General features: G+C 65.0%; 12 protein-coding genes and 1 other RNA gene. 7 read left to right on the top strand and 6 right to left on the bottom strand.

Annotated elements, in window-relative coordinates:
* Positions 1-91 precede the first annotated feature (91 nt).
* The 4 genes from AC1KVG_RS10180 to AC1KVG_RS10165 are packed head-to-tail and all read left to right on the top strand — an operon-like array spanning position 92 to position 9741.
* Positions 92-7411: a hybrid sensor histidine kinase/response regulator gene (locus tag AC1KVG_RS10180; RefSeq protein ID WP_481094319.1), complete on the top strand. Its 7320-nt coding sequence runs from the start codon at positions 92-94 to the stop codon at positions 7409-7411.
* A gap of 7 nt (positions 7412-7418) precedes the next feature.
* Positions 7419-8606 carry a chemotaxis protein CheB gene (locus tag AC1KVG_RS10175; RefSeq protein ID WP_481094389.1) on the top strand — a complete coding sequence of 396 codons (1188 nt, stop codon included), beginning with the start codon at positions 7419-7421 and terminating at the stop codon, positions 8604-8606.
* A 34-nt stretch (positions 8607-8640) separates the two neighbouring features.
* A complete protein-coding gene (locus tag AC1KVG_RS10170) occupies positions 8641-9117 on the top strand; it encodes a chemotaxis protein CheW (protein ID WP_006450740.1) in 477 nt (158 codons plus the stop codon).
* A 51-nt stretch (positions 9118-9168) separates the two neighbouring features.
* On the top strand, positions 9169-9741 hold the full coding sequence (locus AC1KVG_RS10165) for a GNAT family N-acetyltransferase (protein WP_481094318.1): 573 nt from the start codon (positions 9169-9171) through the stop codon (positions 9739-9741).
* A 657-nt stretch (positions 9742-10398) separates the two neighbouring features.
* Here AC1KVG_RS10165 and AC1KVG_RS10160 read toward each other — a convergent pair.
* The 3 genes from AC1KVG_RS10160 to AC1KVG_RS10150 all read right to left on the bottom strand — a co-directional run bounded on the left by AC1KVG_RS10160 (position 10399) and on the right by AC1KVG_RS10150 (position 14599).
* Positions 10399-10659, bottom strand: coding sequence for a hypothetical protein (locus AC1KVG_RS10160; RefSeq protein ID WP_481094317.1), 261 nt, complete (start codon positions 10657-10659; stop codon positions 10399-10401).
* Between the two features lie 1532 nt (positions 10660-12191).
* A complete protein-coding gene (locus AC1KVG_RS10155; RefSeq protein ID WP_176338955.1) occupies positions 12192-12764 on the bottom strand; it encodes a sigma-70 family RNA polymerase sigma factor in 573 nt (190 codons plus the stop codon).
* Between the two features lie 29 nt (positions 12765-12793).
* Positions 12794-14599 carry a vWA domain-containing protein gene (locus AC1KVG_RS10150; RefSeq protein ID WP_481094316.1) on the bottom strand — a complete coding sequence of 602 codons (1806 nt, stop codon included), beginning with the start codon at positions 14597-14599 and terminating at the stop codon, positions 12794-12796.
* 508 nt (positions 14600-15107) lie between these two features.
* On the opposite strand from AC1KVG_RS10150, the gene AC1KVG_RS10145 reads away from it, so the two are divergent.
* Both AC1KVG_RS10145 and AC1KVG_RS10140 read left to right on the top strand, forming a co-directional pair.
* Positions 15108-16172: a glycosylasparaginase gene (locus tag AC1KVG_RS10145; protein WP_115040724.1), complete on the top strand. Its 1065-nt coding sequence runs from the start codon at positions 15108-15110 to the stop codon at positions 16170-16172.
* On the top strand, positions 16169-16900 hold the full coding sequence (locus tag AC1KVG_RS10140; protein ID WP_481094315.1) for a copper homeostasis protein CutC: 732 nt from the start codon (positions 16169-16171) through the stop codon (positions 16898-16900). Before AC1KVG_RS10145 ends, AC1KVG_RS10140 begins: the two co-directional genes overlap by 4 nt.
* 425 nt (positions 16901-17325) lie before the next feature.
* Here the strand turns inward: AC1KVG_RS10140 and AC1KVG_RS10135 are convergent, their stop codons facing one another.
* Complete coding sequence (locus AC1KVG_RS10135; protein ID WP_481094314.1) at positions 17326-18411, bottom strand: sialidase family protein; 1086 nt, start codon at positions 18409-18411, stop codon at positions 17326-17328.
* A 401-nt stretch (positions 18412-18812) separates the two neighbouring features.
* On the opposite strand from AC1KVG_RS10135, the gene AC1KVG_RS10130 reads away from it, so the two are divergent.
* A complete protein-coding gene (locus AC1KVG_RS10130; RefSeq protein WP_481094313.1) occupies positions 18813-19136 on the top strand; it encodes a RebB family R body protein in 324 nt (107 codons plus the stop codon).
* A 68-nt stretch (positions 19137-19204) separates the two neighbouring features.
* On the opposite strand, the gene AC1KVG_RS10125 is transcribed toward AC1KVG_RS10130, so the two are convergent.
* Together AC1KVG_RS10125 and AC1KVG_RS10120 are read right to left on the bottom strand one after the other, a co-directional pair.
* On the bottom strand, positions 19205-19420 hold the full coding sequence (locus AC1KVG_RS10125) for a hypothetical protein (protein ID WP_016904393.1): 216 nt from the start codon (positions 19418-19420) through the stop codon (positions 19205-19207).
* Between the two features lie 517 nt (positions 19421-19937).
* A non-coding RNA gene (locus AC1KVG_RS10120) (sX9 sRNA) lies at positions 19938-20013 on the bottom strand.
* Positions 20014-20053 lie beyond the last annotated feature (40 nt).

The raw sequence follows: 20053 nt of genomic DNA, 5'->3' as shown, positions 1-20053 counted from the left end.
CACAGCAGATGGCGCGTAGTCGCGTTACGTCGATGCAGGAACAGACCGGTCGCCGCGTGAGCGGTGCGTCGGTCGTAGGCAGGGGGCTGCAATGAGTGCGCTTCGCGATGCGATGAGTCACGCCGCGCTGGGCTGGGTCAAGCCGGAGTTGGACGAGACGTTGCGCCAGGCGCGCAACGAGATCGAGTATTTTGCCGAAGAACCGTCCGACACCAGTCGGATGCGCTTCTGCGCCGGCTATCTGCACCAGGTGCAGGGCACGCTGCGCATGGTGGAGTTGTACGCCCCGGCCATGGTGGCCGAGGAGCTCGAGCTGCTGGCCCAGGCCGTGCAGGTGGGCGAGGTGGCCGACCGCGACGAAGCCTGCGCCATGCTGATGCGCGGCACCGTGCTGCTGCCCGATTATCTGGAGCGCCTGCAGAACGGCCATCGCGATATTCCGATCGTGCTGCTGCCGCTGCTCAATGAAATCCGTGCCACGCGTGGTCAACCGGGCCTCAACGAGAGTGTGCTGTTCGCGTTCGATCCGCAGGCCGGTGTCGCCACCGAAGCCGAACTGGATCACGCACGCGGCAGCCTGAGCGGGCGCAATCGCGAGTTGCTCGACACTGTCGGCAATGCGGTCAAAGAAGAATTGCTGCGCGTCAAAGACGCGTTGGATCTGCACCTGCGGACCGGCGGCGACATTGCCGAGCTGCAGACCCAGGTCAAGGATCTCGGCAGCGTTGCCGACACCCTGGGCATGATGGGCCTGGGCGTGGCGCGCAACGTGGTGGTGCAGCAGCGCGATGCGCTGGCACGCGTGGTCGATGGCCATGTGCAGATGGACGAAGGCGTGCTGCTGGATATCGCCGGCGCGCTGCTCTATGTGGATGCCTCGCTGGACGACCAGGTTGCCAGTCTGGGCGCCGACTTCAGCGAAAACGAAGACGGCAGCAGCGGCGCCACCTCCGCGGAAGTGCGGCGCACGGTGGACGTGCTGGCACAGGAAGCAATTGCCAATTTCGGTGCGGCGCGCGAGCATTTCGTCGCCTTCATCGAAACCAATTGGGACCACGCGCGTCTGAGCGATGTGCCGCATCTGCTGGGCGAAGTCGGCGGTGCCCTGCGCATCCTCGAATTGCCGCAGGCGGCCGATTATCTGGAAGGTGTGCGTCGTTACGTCGATCTGGAATTGATCGGCAAGCAGCGCGTGCCCAGCGGGCGCCAGCTCGATACCTTGGCCGATGCGATGGCCAGCCTGGAGTACTACCTGGAAGCCCTGCGCGAGCGCCGTCCCGGCCGCGAAGAGATTCTGGACATCACCCGCAACAGCCTGGAAACGCTGCGCTATTGGCCGCTGCCGTCGGGCCAGCCGTCCGAATTGCCGGTGGGTGCCGACCAGCCGGGCGACGTGGTCGAGCCGCAGCCGGTTGCCGCCGCGTTCGCACCGCTTGCCGCTGCGCCGGGCGTTGTGGCCGCCAACGATATTGCGCCTACGCCTTCGCTGGAATGGGCCAACGAAACCGTGACCGAGGCGCCGTTCGCGGCCAGCGTGGTGCACGACACCGGCGCTGCCGCCACCGATACGGTGTTCTCGTTCGACCCGGTCGCTGCCGAAGAAACCGTGTCCGGTCAGGCGCACGTGCCGTTTACGGTCGCGCCGCTGGACCTGTCCGACGATGGCGCGCAGGCGCCCGGCGACTGGCAGCTGGAAACCACCGAGCAAACCGCCCCAATCGCCACCTCCGCGTTCGACCCGGTATCGGCCGAGCAGGACGGCACGGCGCCCGCCGAGCTTGCGCAGGTCAGTTACACGGTGGATCTGAGCGCGCTGGAGCAGGACGACATCGCAACGCCGGTGGTTGCCGAGCAGGGGCCGCTGCAGATCGAACAGATCGATCTGCCGGGCGATGCGGATCAGACCGAAGTACCCTTGGACTTCATCGCCGAGGCCGAGGCCAACACCCGCCGCGCGCAGACCAGCATCGACGACGCGTTCTCGCCGCCGCCGTTGCCGCCACTGCCGCCGCAGGAACCGGACAACCCGTTCGTCGACGCCGAGCCAGAGCCGCAGGCTCCGCCGGTGGAAGACACCGCAGAGTCGAGCCCGCCGCGCGTGCAGCAGGCGGTGGTCAGCGAGTTCGAACTGGACGACGCATCGGCCGCGTTCCTGGCCCAGCTCGACGCTGCCGCTGCGCAGTTCGACGTGAATCGTCCGCAGGCGCCGTTGACGACCAAGACCACTTCCTACTCTGCCGCCGACACCCACGCAGAGCCAGACACTGCGCAAACAGCGCCGGTGCAGGCACCGAGCGAACCCGTGCAGGGCACTGCGGACGCCGGCATCTTTGGCGGCTTCGGCGACAGCGATATCGATGACGATATCCGCGACGTGTTCCTGGAAGAATTTGACGAAGAACTGGTCAATCTGGGCCAACTGTTGCCGGTGTGGCGTGCCGCCCCGAACAGCCCCGAAACCATGCGTCCGATCCGCCGCGTCTTCCACACCTTGAAGGGCAGTGGTCGGCTGGTCGGCGCGCATGTGCTGGGCGAGTTCAGCTGGAAGATCGAGAGCATGCTCAACCGCGTGCTCGACAACTCGCGGCCGGCCAGCCCGGCGGTCGTGGCGATGGTGCAACTTGCGTATGACGTGTTGCCGCAATTCAATGCGGCGCTGCGCGACCAGGGGCGCATCAGTGCAGATCTGCCTGAAATCCAAGCCGTTGCCGAGCGCGTTGCCGCCGGCGAAGAACTCTATTACGTGCCTGCGCCGGCGACGCCAGCGACGGCTGGTGTTGCAGATGTCGCAGTCATTCCAGACATTCCGGCCCTTGCAGGCGTGCTGCCCGCAACCGGCGGCACACCCGCGTCGGTAGACAGCGTGCTGCGCGAGATTCTGGAAGCAGAAGTCGCCACCCACCTGGAAACCGTCAACGCCTGGCTGCAGGCCACGCAGGTCGAGCCGCAGCTTGTCAGCGAAGAAGTGCTGCGCGCTGTGCACACGATGAGTGGCGCGTTCGCGATGACCGACGTGCCGGAAATCACCTTGGTGACCACGCCGGCCGAAAGTTACGTCAAGCGTCTGCTCGCCGCCTCGGTGACGCCATCGGCCGACGGCATCGATGCCATCAAGGCGACTGCCGCCGCGATCGCCACCACCGTCACTGCGTTGCGCGCCGATGCGCCGCTGATTCCATCGTTTGCGCCATTGACCGAGCGCCTGCGCGCGCTGGCGGATACGCTGCCGGAAGCGCAGTGGCCACCGCAGGTGTTCCTGGAGGAGTTGGACGATCTCGACGCGACGAGCGACGAGGCAATCAGCAACGACACGGCGGTCGAGCTGACCGGCATGCAGGATCTGTCGCAGTATCTGGATGCGAGCGCATTGTCGTCGCATCCGGCTGATACCGCTGCGCCGACCCCTGTTGCCGATGAGGCGACGCAGGATGCCGATGCGCAGGCCGCTGTCGATGCCGATGCACCGATCGCGGTCGACGAGCTGGCCGAAGCGGAAGCCAAAGACACCTCGGCGCTCGCGTTGGAAGCGCCTGCGCCAAGCGAAGCACACGAGACCGCCGATGTTGTGTCGGCAGAGCAGGGTGTTGCATCGGCAGAGCAGAGTGGCGATGTGGCCGAGACCGCGCATGCAGCGAGCGGTGATGCGTTCGCATCTGCCGCCGAGTCGGAGCAGGTCGTTGACGCGTTGCAAGGCGATGTTGCGCAGCACGAGCGCACAGACGAAAGCGCATCGCACACTGCCGACGCGCACGACACCCCGGCCGATGAGCCGGTGGTCGAAGCCGACGCCTGGGATGCGACCGAACTGCAGCACGCCCCGATTGACGACACGGCGTCGCATGACGACGAAACACGCGACGTGCCGGAAGCGACCGAGCACGTTGCGGTGGACGAGTTGGCCGACGCAGAAGCTGCGTTGGGTGATGCGCAAACGCTTGTTGCGCCGGACGCTGAGCTGGCAGATGCCGAGCGCGCAGAGGCCGAGCATGCAGGCGGCGAGCAGCAGGCGCTGACTGAGCACGCGGCCGTGCATGACCAGCACGATCAGCACGCCCAGATCGATGGCGACGCACCGGCGCAGGATGCCGGCGCGCACTTGGTCGACGGCACGCCGTCTGCTGACGAAACGCCTGTCGAGACCATCGAAGCGTTGCAGGCGGTACACGATGAGGCCCCGGTGGCCGATGAGACGCCTGCATCGACGGCCGAAGACTGGACGCCGGAAACCGCAGCGCTGGACAGCGTATCGACCGATCAGGACGAACAGGTTTCCGCAGCGCACGACCACGCTGCCGTGGCTACGGAAGACAGCGCGGAGCAGCCTGCTGACGAGCGAGTGCAGCAGAGCGATGCAGCGTTGCCGCACGATGCTGCCGCGCAAGATGGCGAACAGCTTAGTTCGGAAGACAGAGCACAGCTGGGCGAGCAGACCTATTCGGAACAACACGCCCAGTCTGGCGAACAGGTGCACTCGGAAGAGCTCGCGCCTTCGTATGAGCATGCGGAAGCTGAAACGCATGTTCACTCCGACGCGCAGACGGACGATCAGGCGCGTTCGGAAGAACACGCCCACTCGAACGAACAAGTGCTGTCGGACGCACAGGCGCACGAGCATGCTGCCGAAGAACATGCTGGAGAAGTCGAGCAAACTGCCGAAGTCTTACCCGAGCACACCATCGAGTCAGTGCAGGCTTTCGAGATGGCGCAGGTGGCCGATCAAGTCGAAGAGACCGGCGATCCGCAGTCCGAGATCGCACCGGAGCTGTATGCCAATGCGACTGCAGATGTCGATGCGGATGCCGACAAGGACGGCAACACCGATGCCGACGCTCGACACAGCGACGAACACGTAAAGCGCGACACGACCGTGGCAACGGATCATGTCGAACCCACTGAGTACGTGGATCACACTCAACAAGCCGAGCACATCGAGCACATCGAACCGGCCAGCGAAGAGTCGGCCAGCGAACCAGACGCCAGCGAGCAGGAAGACCCCACAGCCGCAACCTTCAGCGCGCCGGTGGAAGAAGCCGCACCGGCCGACACCCCTGCCAACGATGCCGGTGCTGCCTTCGATATCGGTCAGCTCAACTTCGATCAGCTCGATGGCGAGTTGGTCGACATCTTCGTCGAGGAAGGCCGCGACCTGCTGGACCATTGCGATGGTCTGATCGCCCGCATGCGCGAAGTGCCGGAAGACCGCGATGTCCTCAACGGACTGCAGCGCGATCTGCACACGCTCAAGGGCGGCGCGCGCATGGCCGGCATCAACGCCATCGGCGATCTCGGTCATGCGATCGAATCGCTGCTCGAAGCGGTGGCGGCCAACCGCACCGACATCGATCGCGACGACGTGCGCCTGTTCGAACGCGGCTTCGACCGGTTGCACCAGTTGTTGACCCGCACCGGCATGCACCGCGCCGTGGCGATGCCGACCGACCTGGTGGAAGCCTTCGAAACCCGCACCCGCGGCCGCAATGCCGCCCCGCCCAGCGACGCCGATGTCCGCGCGATCGCCAAGGCGTCGGTGGAACCGGCACCGCTGTCGGCGCCGATCCCGGTGGAAGGCCAGGTCGAGGAAGAACTGATGCCGCGCGCGCAGCAGGAACAGGTGCGCGTGCGTGCCGACCTGCTGGACCGCCTGGTCAATCACGCCGGCGAAGTGGCGATCTACCGCTCGCGGCTGGAACAGCAGATGGGCGCCTTCCGTGGCGCCATGGGCGAACTGGATCGCACCAACGCCCGTCTGCGCGACCAGTTGCGGCGTCTGGATCTGGAAACCGAAGCGCAGATCGTGGCGCGTTATCAGCGCGAGCAGGACCAGGGCGACCGCACCTTCGATCCGCTGGAACTGGACCGCTTCTCCACCTTGCAGCAGCTCAGCCGCGCGCTGAACGAATCGGCGGCCGACTTGGGCGGTTTGCAGGGCGTGCTGGAAGATCTCTCGCGTCAGTACGACGGCCTGCTGCAACAGCAGTCGCGCGTCAGCTCCGAGCTGCAGGATGGCCTGATGCGTGCGCGCATGGTGCCGTTCGACGGGCTGGTGCCGCGTTTGCGCCGTGTGGTGCGCCAGGCGGCCACCGATACCGACAAGCAGGTGCATCTGGTGCTGGAAGGCACCCAGGGCGAACTGGATCGCAACGTGCTCGATCGCATGGTCGCGCCGTTGGAACACATGCTGCGCAACTCGGTGGCGCATGGCCTGGAAACGCCGGAACAACGGCGCGAGGCGGGCAAGCCGGAAGAGGGCAGCATCGCGATCCGTCTGCGCCGCGAAGGCTCGGAAATCGTGCTGGAAGTGGCCGACGATGGCGCCGGGCTGGACCGCGAGGCGATCCGTCGCCGCGGCGAGCAGCGCGGCCTGATCGAGCCGGGCCAGGAGCTCAGCGAGGTCGAACTGGATGGGCTGATCTTCGCCTCCGGGTTCAGTACCTCCGAGCAGGTCAGTCAGCTGGCCGGCCGTGGCGTGGGCATGGACGTAGTGCGCAACGAAGTACGTCAGCTCGGCGGCTCGGTGGATATCCACTCGGTGCGCGGCCAGGGCGTCACCTTCACCCTGCGCCTGCCGCAGACGCTGGCGGTCACCCAGGCGGTATTCGTGCGGATCGGCGAAACCACCTTCGCGGTGCCGGTGGGTTCGGTCAGCGGTATCGGCCGCATCTCGCGCAGCCGTTACGAATCGGGCGAAGGCGGCTACCACTACGCTGGCGAGGAGTACGTGCTGCACGATCTCGGCTCGCTGGTCGGCCAGCCGGTTGCGCGTGCCGATGGCCAGGCGCAGGTGCCGTTGTTGCTGGTGCGTGCGGGCGACCTGCGCGCGGCAGTGGCGATCGATCAGGTGCTGGGCAACCGCGAAATCGTGGTCAAGCCGGTGGGTCTGCAGATCGCCTCGGTGCCGGGTATCTACGGCGCCACCATCACCGGCGATGGCCGCGTGGTGGTGATCCTGGACGTGGCGCCGCTGGTACGTCGTTACCTCAGCCAGCCGGCGCGTCCGGCGCTGGAAACGCCGGCCGAAGCGCAGCGCCAGGTGCCGTTGGTGATGGTGGTGGACGATTCGCTGACCATGCGCAAGGTCACCAGCCGCGTGCTGGAGCGCCACAACCTGGATGTCACCACCGCCCGCGACGGCGTCGAGGCGCTGGAGCTGCTCGAAGAGCGCGTGCCCGACCTGATGCTGCTGGATATCGAAATGCCGCGCATGGACGGCTACGAATTGGCGACCGCGATGCGTGCCGACCCGCGCTTCAAGGCGGTGCCGATCGTGATGATCACCTCGCGCAGTGGCGAGAAGCATCGCCAGCGCGCCTTCGAGATCGGCGTACAACGTTATCTGGGCAAGCCCTACCAAGAGTTGGATCTGATGCGAAACGTGTATGACCTGCTGGGGATCGCCCGTGTCCGAGAATAATGGCGCAATGGGAACGCCGGTCGCCCTGCTGGGACGGCCCGGTCCGGCGCGCGAGCGCCTGCGTGAAGCGCTCGGTCTGGCCGGCGCGCAGGTGGTGCTGGAAGACGATCCCTCTGCGGTGGACGTGCAGATGTTGCGCGACGCCGAGCCGGTGGCGGTGCTGGTCTCGCTGGAGCCGTCGATCGAAGACGCACTCGAAGCGTTGGAGCCGGCTTTCAACATGCCGGGCGTTACGGTGATCTTCGACGAGGCCGAGCTGACAGTGCGCCGCGAGGGCTGGGAAGCGCAGCGCTGGGTGCGCCATCTGGCCGCCAAGCTGCACGGCCATGCCGACGTGTTGCCGCCGGGTACCGAAAGCGAGCCCTCGCTGCAGCCCGAGCCGGGCCTGGAACTGGCACCGCGCCAGCATTCGGATCTGCAGCTCGATCAACATCTGGAAGCAGCGGCGCAGATCTTCGAACGCATTCCCGGCGATGGATTTTTCACGCGTTCCGGCAGCCCTGATGCCGCTGCGGTTGTTGACGACAAACCTGGCCTGTCGCTGGGCGATTCCAGCACCTGGGGCCTGGTCGATGAGGTCGCCGTGGTGGTGCGCCCGCGTGCCGAGCTGGACGTGGCGGCGCTGTCGACCGGCGGTTTGTCGCTGGTGGAGCTGGATCACACGGGCGAGACCACTGGCGCGGTGCTGGTGATGGCCGGTATTGGTGGCCCGGATGCGATCCGTCGGCTGCTGGGCGCTTTGCCGCCGCAGTTTCCGCGCGCCGTGCTGGTGCGCATGACGCTGGATGGTGGCCAATACGGCAACCTGGTGCGGCAGATGGGGCGCGTGTCTGCACTGCCGGTCGAGCTGGCTGAAGTCGGCCAGGCGATCGTGGCGGGCAAGGTGTATGTGCTGCCCGAAGAAGTCGGTGTGCAGCAGCATGCGGGCGCCCTGGCCTTTATCGCGCACACCGATCCTGCCGCGCTGGTGGCCGCGTTGCCGCCGGCCGACAGTGCGGTGCTGATGCTCAGCGGTGCCAACGAGGCGCTGGTAGATGCATCGCTGGCGCTGGCGGAACAGGGCGGTTGGTTGGCGGGTCAGTCCGCCGACGGTTGCTACGACCCGGCTGCGGCAGCGCGTCTGGCACGCCAAGGCATTTTGACCGGCGACCCTGCGCAATTGGCGCAGGCGTTGGCACAGCGCTGGCCGGCGTAAGCCGGGCGCTTCCTCTCAGATCGGAACATGTGCGATGAGCTATGCCAACAATGACGAAATCCGCGGCGTCCTGATCCAGGCCGGACAGGAGCGCGTGCTGCTGCCGAATGCCACTGTGGCAGAGGTGATGTCGCGGGTAGCGGTCGAGCCGATGGCCGACATGCCGCGCTGGGTGGTTGGGCGCATCGACTGGTACGGCTGGAAAGTGCCGTTGCTGTCGTTCGCGCGCCTCAGCGGCATGGGCGAAGAGCCCGCCGCAGTCAACAACAAGGTGATCGTGCTGAAGGCGCTCGGTGGCGATCCGGCGCTGCCGTATTTCGCGCTGCTCACCGCCTCGTTCCCGCAGCTGATCTCGGTGCCGCGCGACGGCCTGCTGGCCGACGCCTCCGAAGACGCGCTACCCGACGGCGTGCACATGCGTGTGCTGCTGGGCGAGCAGAGCGCACTGCTGCCGAACCTGGATGCGATCGAAGCGCAGGTTGCGCAGGCGCTTGCGGCGGTTGCTGCTTAAGCGCGGCTGGCTAGACGACTACGCGGCGGCATCTGTACTACTCGCACTGTCATGAGCCTTCCCGTCTTCGCGCCAGTTGATCATGCAGACGGTGTGGTGCTGTGCGATCTGGCGGTGGTCGATCCGGCGGCGATGGCCGAGTACCACACCCGTAACCGCGAACATCTCGCCGGTGCCATGCCAATGCGGCCGCCTGCGTTCTACACCACCGACGGCTGGCGGCGGCTGAGTATCGCTTATCGCACCGCGGTGCCCGGCGAGCGCGAGTTGCAACTGGTGTTGTTGCGCGATGCACAGGTGATCGGCACGGTCGGCTTCACCCAGATCCAGCGTGGCGCCTTCCAGGGCTGCCATCTGGGCTACGGCCTGGATGCGCAGCAGCAGGGACGCGGGTTGATCCAGTGGGCGGCCACACAGGGCATCGCCTTCGCATTCGGCCCGCTTGGCCTGCATCGAGTGATGGCGCAATACGTCCCCGACAATCTGCGCAGTGCGCGTGTGCTGCAACGCCTGGGTTTTCAGATCGAAGGTTATGCGCAGCGTTATCTGCAATTGAACGGCGTCTGGCGCGACCATGTGTTGACCAGCAAATTGCGCGATGACGACCAGGCTGTTGGCGCTTAGAGCGGCTAACAAAACTACTTCACGCCAGTCCACTGCAGGCCGGCTGATCTACTGCCTGCCTGCAGGGCCCTTGCCCGCCCACCATCGCAGGACACGCTGCAAGTACGTCCTTGTAAGCTCTTACGCGGCATCCATGCCGCGTAAGGTCCCGCGACGGTGGGCGGGCAAGGACCAGTCGAGATGGTCGTTATGCATGGTTTTAAACACAGCAACCGATCAACTCTCTGTGCGGTGCCCTCGCCGATTGCGGGACCGTGTGGCGGCATGGATGCCGCCACCGAGCCCCCAGGGACGGGTTCACGGCGTGTCCCGCGAGCGGTGAGGGCACCGCGCATTCGACCCACTCAGCGTTTGATCTGCGCTTTTTTGACTGCATCCACCAAGATGCGGCCGACAAAATCGCTGCACTCACTGACAGGCGCTCGCTCGCTAGGTTTTGTTAGCCGCTGTTAGTGCCTGTGGTGTACGCGTTGAGTTGCTGATGCGCGCGGTCGATTTGCTTAGCGTTTATTCGCGATGTGCTGTGCAGCGCCTGACGTTTGAGAGACGACTGATCCACAAAAGGTCAGGGCTTACACAACTGCGCGCGTTGCCCAGTGGCGCTACCTTGCGTTGATGTCTGCGTTGATCGCAGCATTGTGCTGAAAGGGGGCGCCCTTATTGCGCAGTGTCGAATGGTTCAAGGCGTAGCTGGTCAGCGGCCAGATGCGTGTCTTGCACGATATCCACCTGCGTCGACCAGCCGCGTTGCTTGAGTTGATCGCGCAGTTGAGTGGCCCAGCTCTGCACCTCAGGCGCATCCGCTGTGGCGGCCCGGAGGCGGATCTGGGCAGGCGTTCGATCGACCGACAGTGCGTAACGCGCAAGCCAGTCGCGTGGTGAAGTGGAAATCGGTAGCGGACCGGCCTTGGGGGGCATGCTACCTTTTGCCTGGTAGACCGTTGCGTCCGGCGCGGCTGCGCTTGCGGCTGGTTTGGATGATGGAGATGCATCGCGATAGGCATCGAGGTGCAGTCTGGGTGCATTGCGCACGCGCAGCGGAGCAGCCTGGCCTGCGACAGGCGCAGCGCGGGAGATCAGTGGTGTGTCTGCTGCATACGCGTTTGTCTGTGCCCGCTCGACCAGAGAGGTTTGCGCTGGCGGCGATGCAGGTGCCGATGCCGCGTTTGCTGCAATTGATGCGGGTGCGGGTGTGCTGCGATCTGCGGTTGCGGCAAGCGAGCCGCTGACGAACGCATCGGCCGGGCTTGCGGCGATGGGAGCGGGCGGCGGGGGCGCTGCTGGTGCCTGCGCGTCGATGGATTGCGCATCAACATCTGGCGCGGGTTCGGCGACGCTCATGGCTGCAAGTGCAAGTGCAAGTGCAGGCGCAGCAGCAGGTGCCGCAGCAGGAGGTGCAGGTGCGGGTGCGGCAGCAGGAGTGGGCGATGGCGCACTGACTGATTCCGAAGCGACGACCCGGGCTGGCGATGGCAGCGCGGGCGGCAGTGACGACTGCGATGGTCGTGGCGTTGTGGAAGGCGCCGCCGCATTGGGTGCCTCGGCATACGTCGGTGCCGGCAGTGCAGGCATGTCGGATGTGCTGTCTGCTGTGCGATCCACCTGGTGGGCGTCGCGCGTTGCCTGTTGAGTCTTTTGCGGTTCTGCCCATGCCGTATCAGGCGTCGTAGCCGTCGGCAGCTCCAGCGTGGGTTGACTGGCCTGCCACTGCAGGCCAATGCCAACGGCCAGGGTGATCGATGCAGCAAAGGCGAGCGTCGGCATCCAGCGCGGGCGCCGGCTGCTGCGCCGGGAGGCGGCTGCGTGGCTGGTTTGAGTAGAGGTTGCGCTTGATTGGAGTACTGGCAGTGTTGATGCCTGAGCCTGAGCAGCAGACGCATACGCAGACGCAATTTCAGGCGCAGATGGGGCGCGCGATGCAGCTCCAGATGTATCCACCGCTTCATTCGAAGAAGCCGACAGATCCGCAGCTATCGACGCATCTTTAGCTAGAGATAAATTCGCAGCCATCGAAGTATCTTTAGCTATCAATACCTCTGCAGCCACCGACACATCTGCAGCGGAGGGCACATCCACACTCGGCCGCATAGCTGCCTTGTCAGTGCGCGCTTGCTGCTCGATCCACGCACGCGCAGATGCGCTCAACACCGTCCCCAATGCCTGATCGGCACGCTCGCCCTGCGCAAGACGCGCCTGCATGGCAGCGCGCTGTGCTGCCTGCGCGTGTTCGGCTTGCGCTGCGGCGGCGGCAAACACGGCTGCCATCGTGGAGGGTGCTTCGAATTGCAATCCGTCCTGTGCTGGAGTCGCTGCATTGCGTTCGGCATCGGCAGTGCGCGCGGCCTGCGCAAACCATGCATCCATGGACGCAGGCGGTGCATGCGACGGCAGGGCACGCAGCAGTGCGGCAAGGCCATCGCTGCCCGCGAGAAAGCGGTCGAATGCGCTACTCATTGCGTCGCATCCAGGCTCAGGCGCAGTTTTGCGAACGCATAGCGCAGCCGGCTCTTGACGGTCTCGAAGCCTTCGCCGATCACCTGGGCGATTTCTTCCATGCTGAGTTCGGCAAAGAAGCGCAGCACCACCACTTCGCGCTGTGCGTCGGGCAATGCCATCACTGCGGCGCGCACGCGATGTTGCTGCTGGCCGAGCACGGCCAACTGCTCGGTGCTCAAGTCGTCGTCTGGCAGCTGCAGATGCGCATCGTCCAGCGCAACCGAGGTGGTGTGATATGCGCTGCGGCGGATGTCGATCCAGCCGTTGCGCGCGATCTGAAACAGGAAACTGATGAACGTCGCCTGCCCGGGTCGATAGTCGCTGCAGCGTGTCATCAGCTTGACCCAGGTCTTCTGCGCGAGATCTTCCGCTTCGCTCAGGTTGCCTTCGCACAACCAGGCCAAAAAATTGAACAGGGCGCGGTTGTGGCGCGTGAACAACTCGGTGGCCGGTTGTTCGACAAACCCATTGGCGACGAGGAGCATGAGCTCCTCGTCGGGAAGGTGCGCAAGATCGGCAGGTTGCATGCGCGCAGTATAGGCAAGCGCCGCGTGCATCAGTCGGTGTTGGCGAGTGGCCGGGTGCTCAGGGTGTCGGCCTGCTGCACCATGCGCAGAAAATCGGCGCGGTAGCCGAAGTGGTCGCTGCCCAGGCTGCCGGCAGCCAAGGCGCGTACCTGCGGATAATCCCAGCCACGCAACTGACTGCCGCCACGCAGGCGCTGGCCGAACCCGGCCACTGCGGCGGAAAAGCGGAAAGCATCGCTGGTGGCGTTCAAGGCGCGGCGTTGCTCGCTGCGGACCACCGTGTCGAGCAGCTGGCTACGCTGTGCGTCGGGCAGTTTGTAGCGCAATTTGACGTGCGCCAGTTCGTTGTCCACCGCACGCTGCTGTCGAGGCGCGGTGGTGGTGGCATAGCGTAGCGGGTCCACCGATGCGTGGCCGTCGGTCGGAGTGATTTCATACAACGCGGTGACGGTGTGGCCTGCGCCGATCTCGCCTGCATCGACCTGGTCGTTGTTGAAATCCTCGCGTTGCAAGGCACGGTTTTCGTAGCCGATCAGGCGATATTCCTTGACCGTGTCGGGATTGAATTCGACCTGGATCTTGACGTCGCGGGCGATCGTGGCCAGCGTCGCGCCCAGTTCGTGGGTGAGTACTTTGCGTGCTTCCAGCGGCGAGTCGATGTAGGCGTAGGCACCGTCGCCCGCATCGGCCAGCTGTTCCATCAATGTGTCGTTGTAGTTGCCGGTGCCGAAGCCGAGCGTGGACAACGCCACACCGGAGCGCCGCTTCTCGGCGACCATGCCCTTGAGCTGATCGAAGTCGGTGACGCCGACATTGAAGTCGCCGTCGGTGGCGAGCAGGATGCGGTTGATGCCGCCGCGCAGATAGCTTTGCTGTGCCGCCTTGTACGCCAGCTCGATGCCGCTGGCACCGGCAGTGGAACCGCCCGATTGCAGGGCGTCGATCGCTTCGATGATGCGGCCTTGCTGGTCGCCGGGCGTGGGCGGCAGTACGACCGCGGTGTTGCCGGCGTAGGTCACCAGGGTGATGCGATCTTTCGCACGCAACTGGCGTACCAGCAGCTTGAGCGAGGACTGCAGCAGCGGCAGTTTGTCGGGCGATTCCATCGAGCCGGAGACATCGACCAGAAACACCAGGTTGGCCGGCGGCAAATCGGCAGTGGCGATAGCGCGACCGGCGATGCCGACGCGCAGCAGCAGGCTGTCGTTGTTCCAGGGTGTGGGCGCCAGTTCGGTGCGCACCGCGAAGGGTTTGCCGTCGGCCGGTGCGGGATCGTCGTAGCGGAAGTAGTTGATCAGTTCTTCCACGCGCACTGCGTCGACCGGCGGCAGCGTGCCTGCGCTCAGGAATCGACGCACATTGCTGTAGCTGCCGGTGTCCACGTCGATGCTGAAGGTGGACACCGGATTCGCTGCGGTCTGCACGATCGGGTTGTCGCTCAGCGTTTGATAGGTTTCGCGGTTGTCGGCGGGTGCCGGCAGGATCGGCGGCATCGGCATGAGGTTGTCGAGCATTGGGCGACGCGCGACCAGTTTGGCGGCCGGTGCGCGTTGTGCCACGAAGGACTCGAGCGCTGCCGGCATCGGCGATGGCATCACTGATGGCGATGATGGCGGAGGTGGTGGGCTCGGCGTGGAAGGCTGCTCCATTGCGTGTGCAGGGGCAGGCACTGCGAGCTGGCCTTCGGCGTGCGGCGTCGTCGATGCGGTGGGTTGCGAAGGCTGCGCGGTGGCAGGCAAGGCGGTAGTGCGCGACCGGTCGCTGTTCGGCTCGGTGGGTTCGTGCGAGCAGGCGCTCAGCAGCAGGGCGAGCGCAAGAAGGCTATGACGTGGCATGGGAATCCTTTGCGTGGCGAAGGTGGGATGGGTGAACAACCGGACAGCCCGAGGTCGCCGTGCACTGCGCCTCTGTTGAGTAAACGGGCCAGTGCGGCAAATGGGGTTAAGTGGATTGAAGATTTTTTCGGTCGCTGGTGCGTGCTGCCGTGTGCAGTGCCAGCGGGGGGATTCTTCCCTTCTCCCATCGGGAGAAGGTGGCGCGTAGCGCCGGATGAGGGTACGGCTGGGCAGGGCGCTGTCGGTCGCCCCGTACTCTCACCCCAACCCCCGCTCCGCGCCCCGGCCCGCGCCAGCAGCGCGGGCGCTCCAAGGCACGCGCGCCAGTGGCGCGCAAGCCGTGCCTTATCGCCCCGCTGGAGAGGGGCTTTGCAGCCATTACCGTGCGTTATGCGCGGATCCGCATTGCTGGGCGCCGCAATACGGTTTATCCGTACGCAGCGCTGCCGCATGATGGAAGGCTGCCGCCGCGCGGTGCGGCTGCCTGTTTCCTTCATGGAGTTCCCGGATGATCCAACGTCGTCACTTCCTCAAGAGCGCCACGCTTGGTGCGATCGCTTCCGGCCTGGCCGGGTGGGGCGCGCGTGCGCAGGCGGCGGTCGGTGCCAGCACGCCTGGCCGCATTGCGGTGTTGCCGCGCGGCGCGGCGCGGGTGATTTCCACCTGGGATTTCGGTATCGCCGCCAACCAGGAGGCCTGGAAAATTCTCAGTACCGGCGGCATCGCACTGGATGCGGTGGAAGCCGGCGTGCGCGTGCCCGAAGCGGACCCGAGCAATCCCACCGTGGGGCTGGGCGGTTACCCGGATCGCGATGGGCGGGTGACGCTGGACGCCTGCATCATGGATCACCTGGGCAATTGTGGCTCGGTGGCAGCACTGGAAGATGTGGTGCATGCGATCTCTGTGGCGCGCGCGGTGATGGAGAAAACCCCGCACGTGATGCTGGTCGGCGATGGTGCGCGGCAGTTTGCGCTGGAGCAGGGCTTTGCGAAGACCAAGCTGCTCACGCCCAGCTCGGAAGCGGCGTGGAAAGAGTGGTTGAAGACCTCGAAGTATTCGCCCGAGGCCAACATCGAAAACCGCGCCTGGCGCGATGCCAAATTGCCGGGCGGCAAGGACAATCACGACACCATCGGCATGCTGGCGCGGGATGCGCACGGCAATCTGTCTGGTGCGTGCACCACCAGCGGCATGGCGTGGAAGATGCACGGCCGGGTGGGCGACAGCCCGATCATCGGTGCGGGCCTGTATGTGGACAACGAGGTGGGCGGTGCGACCTCGACCGGCGTTGGCGAAGAAGTGATCCGCAATGTCGGTAGTTTCGCGGTGGTGGAAATGATGCGTCAGGGCAAGTCGCCGGCCGATGCCTGCCGCGAGGTCGTCATGCGGCTGATACGGCGCAAGCCCGAACTCACCCGCACACTGCAGGTTGGGTTTCTGGCAATGAACAAGCAGGGCGAGGTGGGTGCATTCGCGATCCAGAAGGGTTTCAGTTACGCGGTCTGCGATGCGCAACGACAGGATCTGCTGGTGCCCGGTGAAAGCCACTACACCACCGAGCCTGCGGCATGAGTGCATTGGGGCTGGAAGTGGCTGCCGATTCGGTGGGTTCGGCATTGGCCGCGCAGGAAGGCGGTGCGATGCGGGTGGAGCTCTGCGGTGGTCTGGATGGCGGCGGGCTGACGCCATCATTCGGCACGCTGGCGGTGGTGCGTGAGCGATTACAGATTCCACTGTATGTGTTGATCCGTCCGCGTGTGGGGGATTTCGTCTTCGATGCGGCAGAGGTCGAAGTGATGCGGCGCGATGTGGAGCAATGCGTGCGGCTGGGCTGCGATGGCGTGGTGTTGGGCGCGCTGGATCCGCATGGGCAGGTCGACATGCCCACAATGCGGGTGTTGATCGAGGCGGCGGGATCGCTGGGTGTGACCTTCCATCGTGCGATCGATGTCAGTGCGGATCCGGGGCGCGCGCTTGAAGATGCGATCACGCTGGGTTGCGAGCGAGTGCTGACGTCGGGTGGGCGTGCGAGCGCGCTTGAAGGTGTGGACACCATTGCGGCACTGGTGCGTCAGGCCGGCGATCGGATCAGCGTGATGCCGGGCGCTGGTGTGTCCGAAACCAATGTACTTACGCTGCGTGCCAAGACCGGTGCGCGCGAGTTTCATGCCTCCTCACGTGGGCCGGTTGCGGCGCAGGTGCATGCGCGGCATGCGTATATCACCGATCTGGGCGGCGATTACCAGCGTACCGATGTGGCACGTGTGCGGCGGATAGTGGGGTTGTTGCAGGGGGCATGAGGTTGGAAGCTGCTCAGTTGTAGAGCGGCTGATCTGTGGCTTGGCTGCAGGGCCCTTGCCCGCCCACCATCGCGGGACACGCCGCAAGTACGTCCGTGTAGGCTCTTACGCGGCATCCATGCCGCGTAAGGTCCCGCGACGGTGAGCAGGCAAGGACCAGTCGAGGTGGTCGGGGTGCACGGTCAAGAGCAGTGCGTGACGTGCATTTTGGATAATGGTGTGCCAATCCAAATGCCGATGCGCCTGGCACGAAAGCAGCTTTTCACGCGACCACCGACCAACTTCCTGGTGCGGTGCCCTCGCCGATTGCGGGACCGTGTGGCGGCATGGATGCCGCCACCGAGCCTACATGGACGTACTTGCGGCGTGTCCCGCGAGCGGTGAGGGCACCGCGCCCCGACCTATTCCTGACTATGCAGCAGTGGCTATGGCGTCGTGCTATCCGCGTTGCCGCCAAGTCGCGCCGGATCGATCACCACATGCTTGATGCGCTGCCGCTTCCAGGTGTAGCTGATGTGCACCAAACCATCGCGGGTCTGGATCACGGCAGGATAGGAAAACTCGTCTTTTTCGCTGTTTTCCAGTGTCAGTACGCGCTGCCAGTGCACGCAATCAGTCGATAGCGCGACCGCAAGCGTGCCGCGGCCGTCCCACCAGTCCTTGCCGGCGATGCCGGGGTTGTAGACCAGCAGGGCGCGGCCGTCGCGCAGCATCACGGCGTCGGTGCCGGAGTTGGGGTTTTCTACGTCCAGCAATTGCATCGGTTGCCAGTGCAGGCCGCCATCATTGGAGAACGTACTGAAAAGCTTGTTCTGCTGGCTCCGGCCCAATATCTGCACGCGGCCATCTGCATGCAGCAACACGCTGGGCTGGATCGCGCCGATCACTGTCGGATCATTGAGCGGCATGCCGCGTTGCCAATGTGCGCCGTCGTCGTCGCTCCATTCCAGATGCGCGCGCCAGCCACGGTCTTCGCTGCTGCTGGGTGCGAGGATGCGGCCGTTCGGCAATTGCACTGGCTTGTTCTTGATCGGCCCGAGAATGCCGTTTGGCAGGCGCTGCGGTGGCGACCAATGCGCACCGTCATCGGTCGATGTAATGCGCAGGCCCCACCAGTCGCGCGGATTCGGGCCGAGCTTGTAGTACAGCTGCACCGGCCCGGTGCGGGACTGAAACAGCACCGGGTTCCAGGCCGGTAGGGCGGCACCATCTACGCCTGCGTGCGCGCCGTCGGCGATGCGGCGCGGGGTTTGCCAGTGCTGCGGGCCGCGTTGGGCGAGCCAGATACCGACATCGGCCGCACCTTCGTGCGTGCCGCCGAACCAGGCCGCCAGCAGCGTGCCGTCGCGGGTTTCCAATAGCGTGGAGGCGTGCGCTTGCGGCGTCGGTGCCGGGTCGGCAATGAACTCGCTGAGCACGATCGGTGAGGGCGGCGGCATGGGCGATTTGGCTTGAACTGCGTAGGCAGCAAGGCTCGCAACAAGGCAGGTCAGCAGGCGTGACAGCGGCATTGTGGTCCAGTCCTGTGTAGGTTTTAAAGATACCTATTTATCATCTATTAAATACCATGTGCTCTGGTCAACCCAGGCGGCCGTGGTCGCCGACCACTGCGAGGACCCGCGATGTCGTCACACCCGCTCTCCCCATTGCGCTGACTGGCCGCACTTGGCCTGACCGCGTTGACCCTGCCTACCGCCATCGCGCAGAACTTCGCTGCGCCTGTGACGTGCATTGCGTAGTGGTGTTGTGGGGATTCAGTCGCACGCGCGCGGGCCGTTATCGAGATGACACGGTGTGCGTGGGCTGCTGCATGGTCAGCGCACCGCGCGCAGTAGGCAGGTGCGGTTGGCTTCCAGCGCAGATCGGTCTGCAAACGCGCATGCCGTGTATCCGTCCACTCAGGAGCGCGTACATGGCTTTTCCAACCGCAGTCAACGATCACATCACCGATGTCGTCACGCAGACCAACGTCAAGGTGATCGGCGAAGCGCCTGCAATGGCGATGGGTACGATCTACCAGAGCATGGCGCATGCGACCGGCACCCTGTTTCAGAACGCGGCGCAACAACAGCAATACACCTTGGCGCAGGCAGCAACCACGCAGGGCGTGATGCAGATCTATAGCCTCGATACGACCGCCTCGGCGGCGGATGTCGAGAAGGTCGCGCAAGCGGGCGTCGCCGACAATTTGACCAGTCTGCTCACCGTGCTCAATGCATTCAACGGCGGCAAGTAATGGCGATTGGCGACAGCTGCAGTGCTGTCGCCAATGTTGCTGTTGCTGACGCGAGCGCGTCGTCTCGCTCAGGCCGCGTCGTCGTCGCGCGCTTGCGGCGGCAGCAGGATCTGCGGCTGTTTGGCCGAGTGGGTCTGGCACAGGAACGTCATCAGGTGCGCCGCTTCGGTGCTGCCGATCGGCTGGCTGGGCGCGGGCTTGCTGTGGACGTGTTCGGCAAAGGCGTGCTGGGTCTGCTCCGGAACCGCGGAGACAGGGTCTTGCGTAACGGTGGACGACGACATGAAACGCTCCTGGAACTCACCAACCGACCGTCGCTCGATGGAACGACGGGAATGCGCCACTGCCTTCCACAACGGCGTGAGCCGGTGATCTTGCCTGGAATGCCATCCGTTCGATACAACAATTGGTAGCAGACGCTGCGCAGGCGGCGGACGTCCAGATAACGGCGGGCGCGCGGCAGTCTGAAGTCCCGGCAGTCCCATGAGTGCTATTCGGGTTGCCTGGCAGTTGGTTTTACCGCCTGCCAGCTGGCACGCAGCTCATCAGACACCCGCACAACGCGCACTGCTCTCAACCATGCACACCGACCATCTTGACTTGTTCTTGCCCGCTCACCGTCGCGGGACCTTATGCGGCATGGATGCCGCAGAAGAGCTTACACGGACGTACTTGCGGCATGTCCTGCGATGGTAGGCGGGCAAGGACCCTGCAGCCAAGCGCAGATCAGCCGCTCTGCAACCGACGCATCCACACCGTCCAACCCTCCCAAGGCAAGCAAGATCTCGCAGTCTTGAAAGTAGCCGACACAACGTAGCGAACCGTCGGCAGCTGGGGATGGACGGCGCACTTGGAGCGACATGTACAAGCAGTACATGCCGTACCGAGGATCCACCTGGATGTCGTTGACAACAGCC

The organism is Xanthomonas sp. NCPPB 3959 (assembly GCF_056675575.1).
This window is presented reverse-complemented; position numbering and strand designations above follow the sequence as displayed.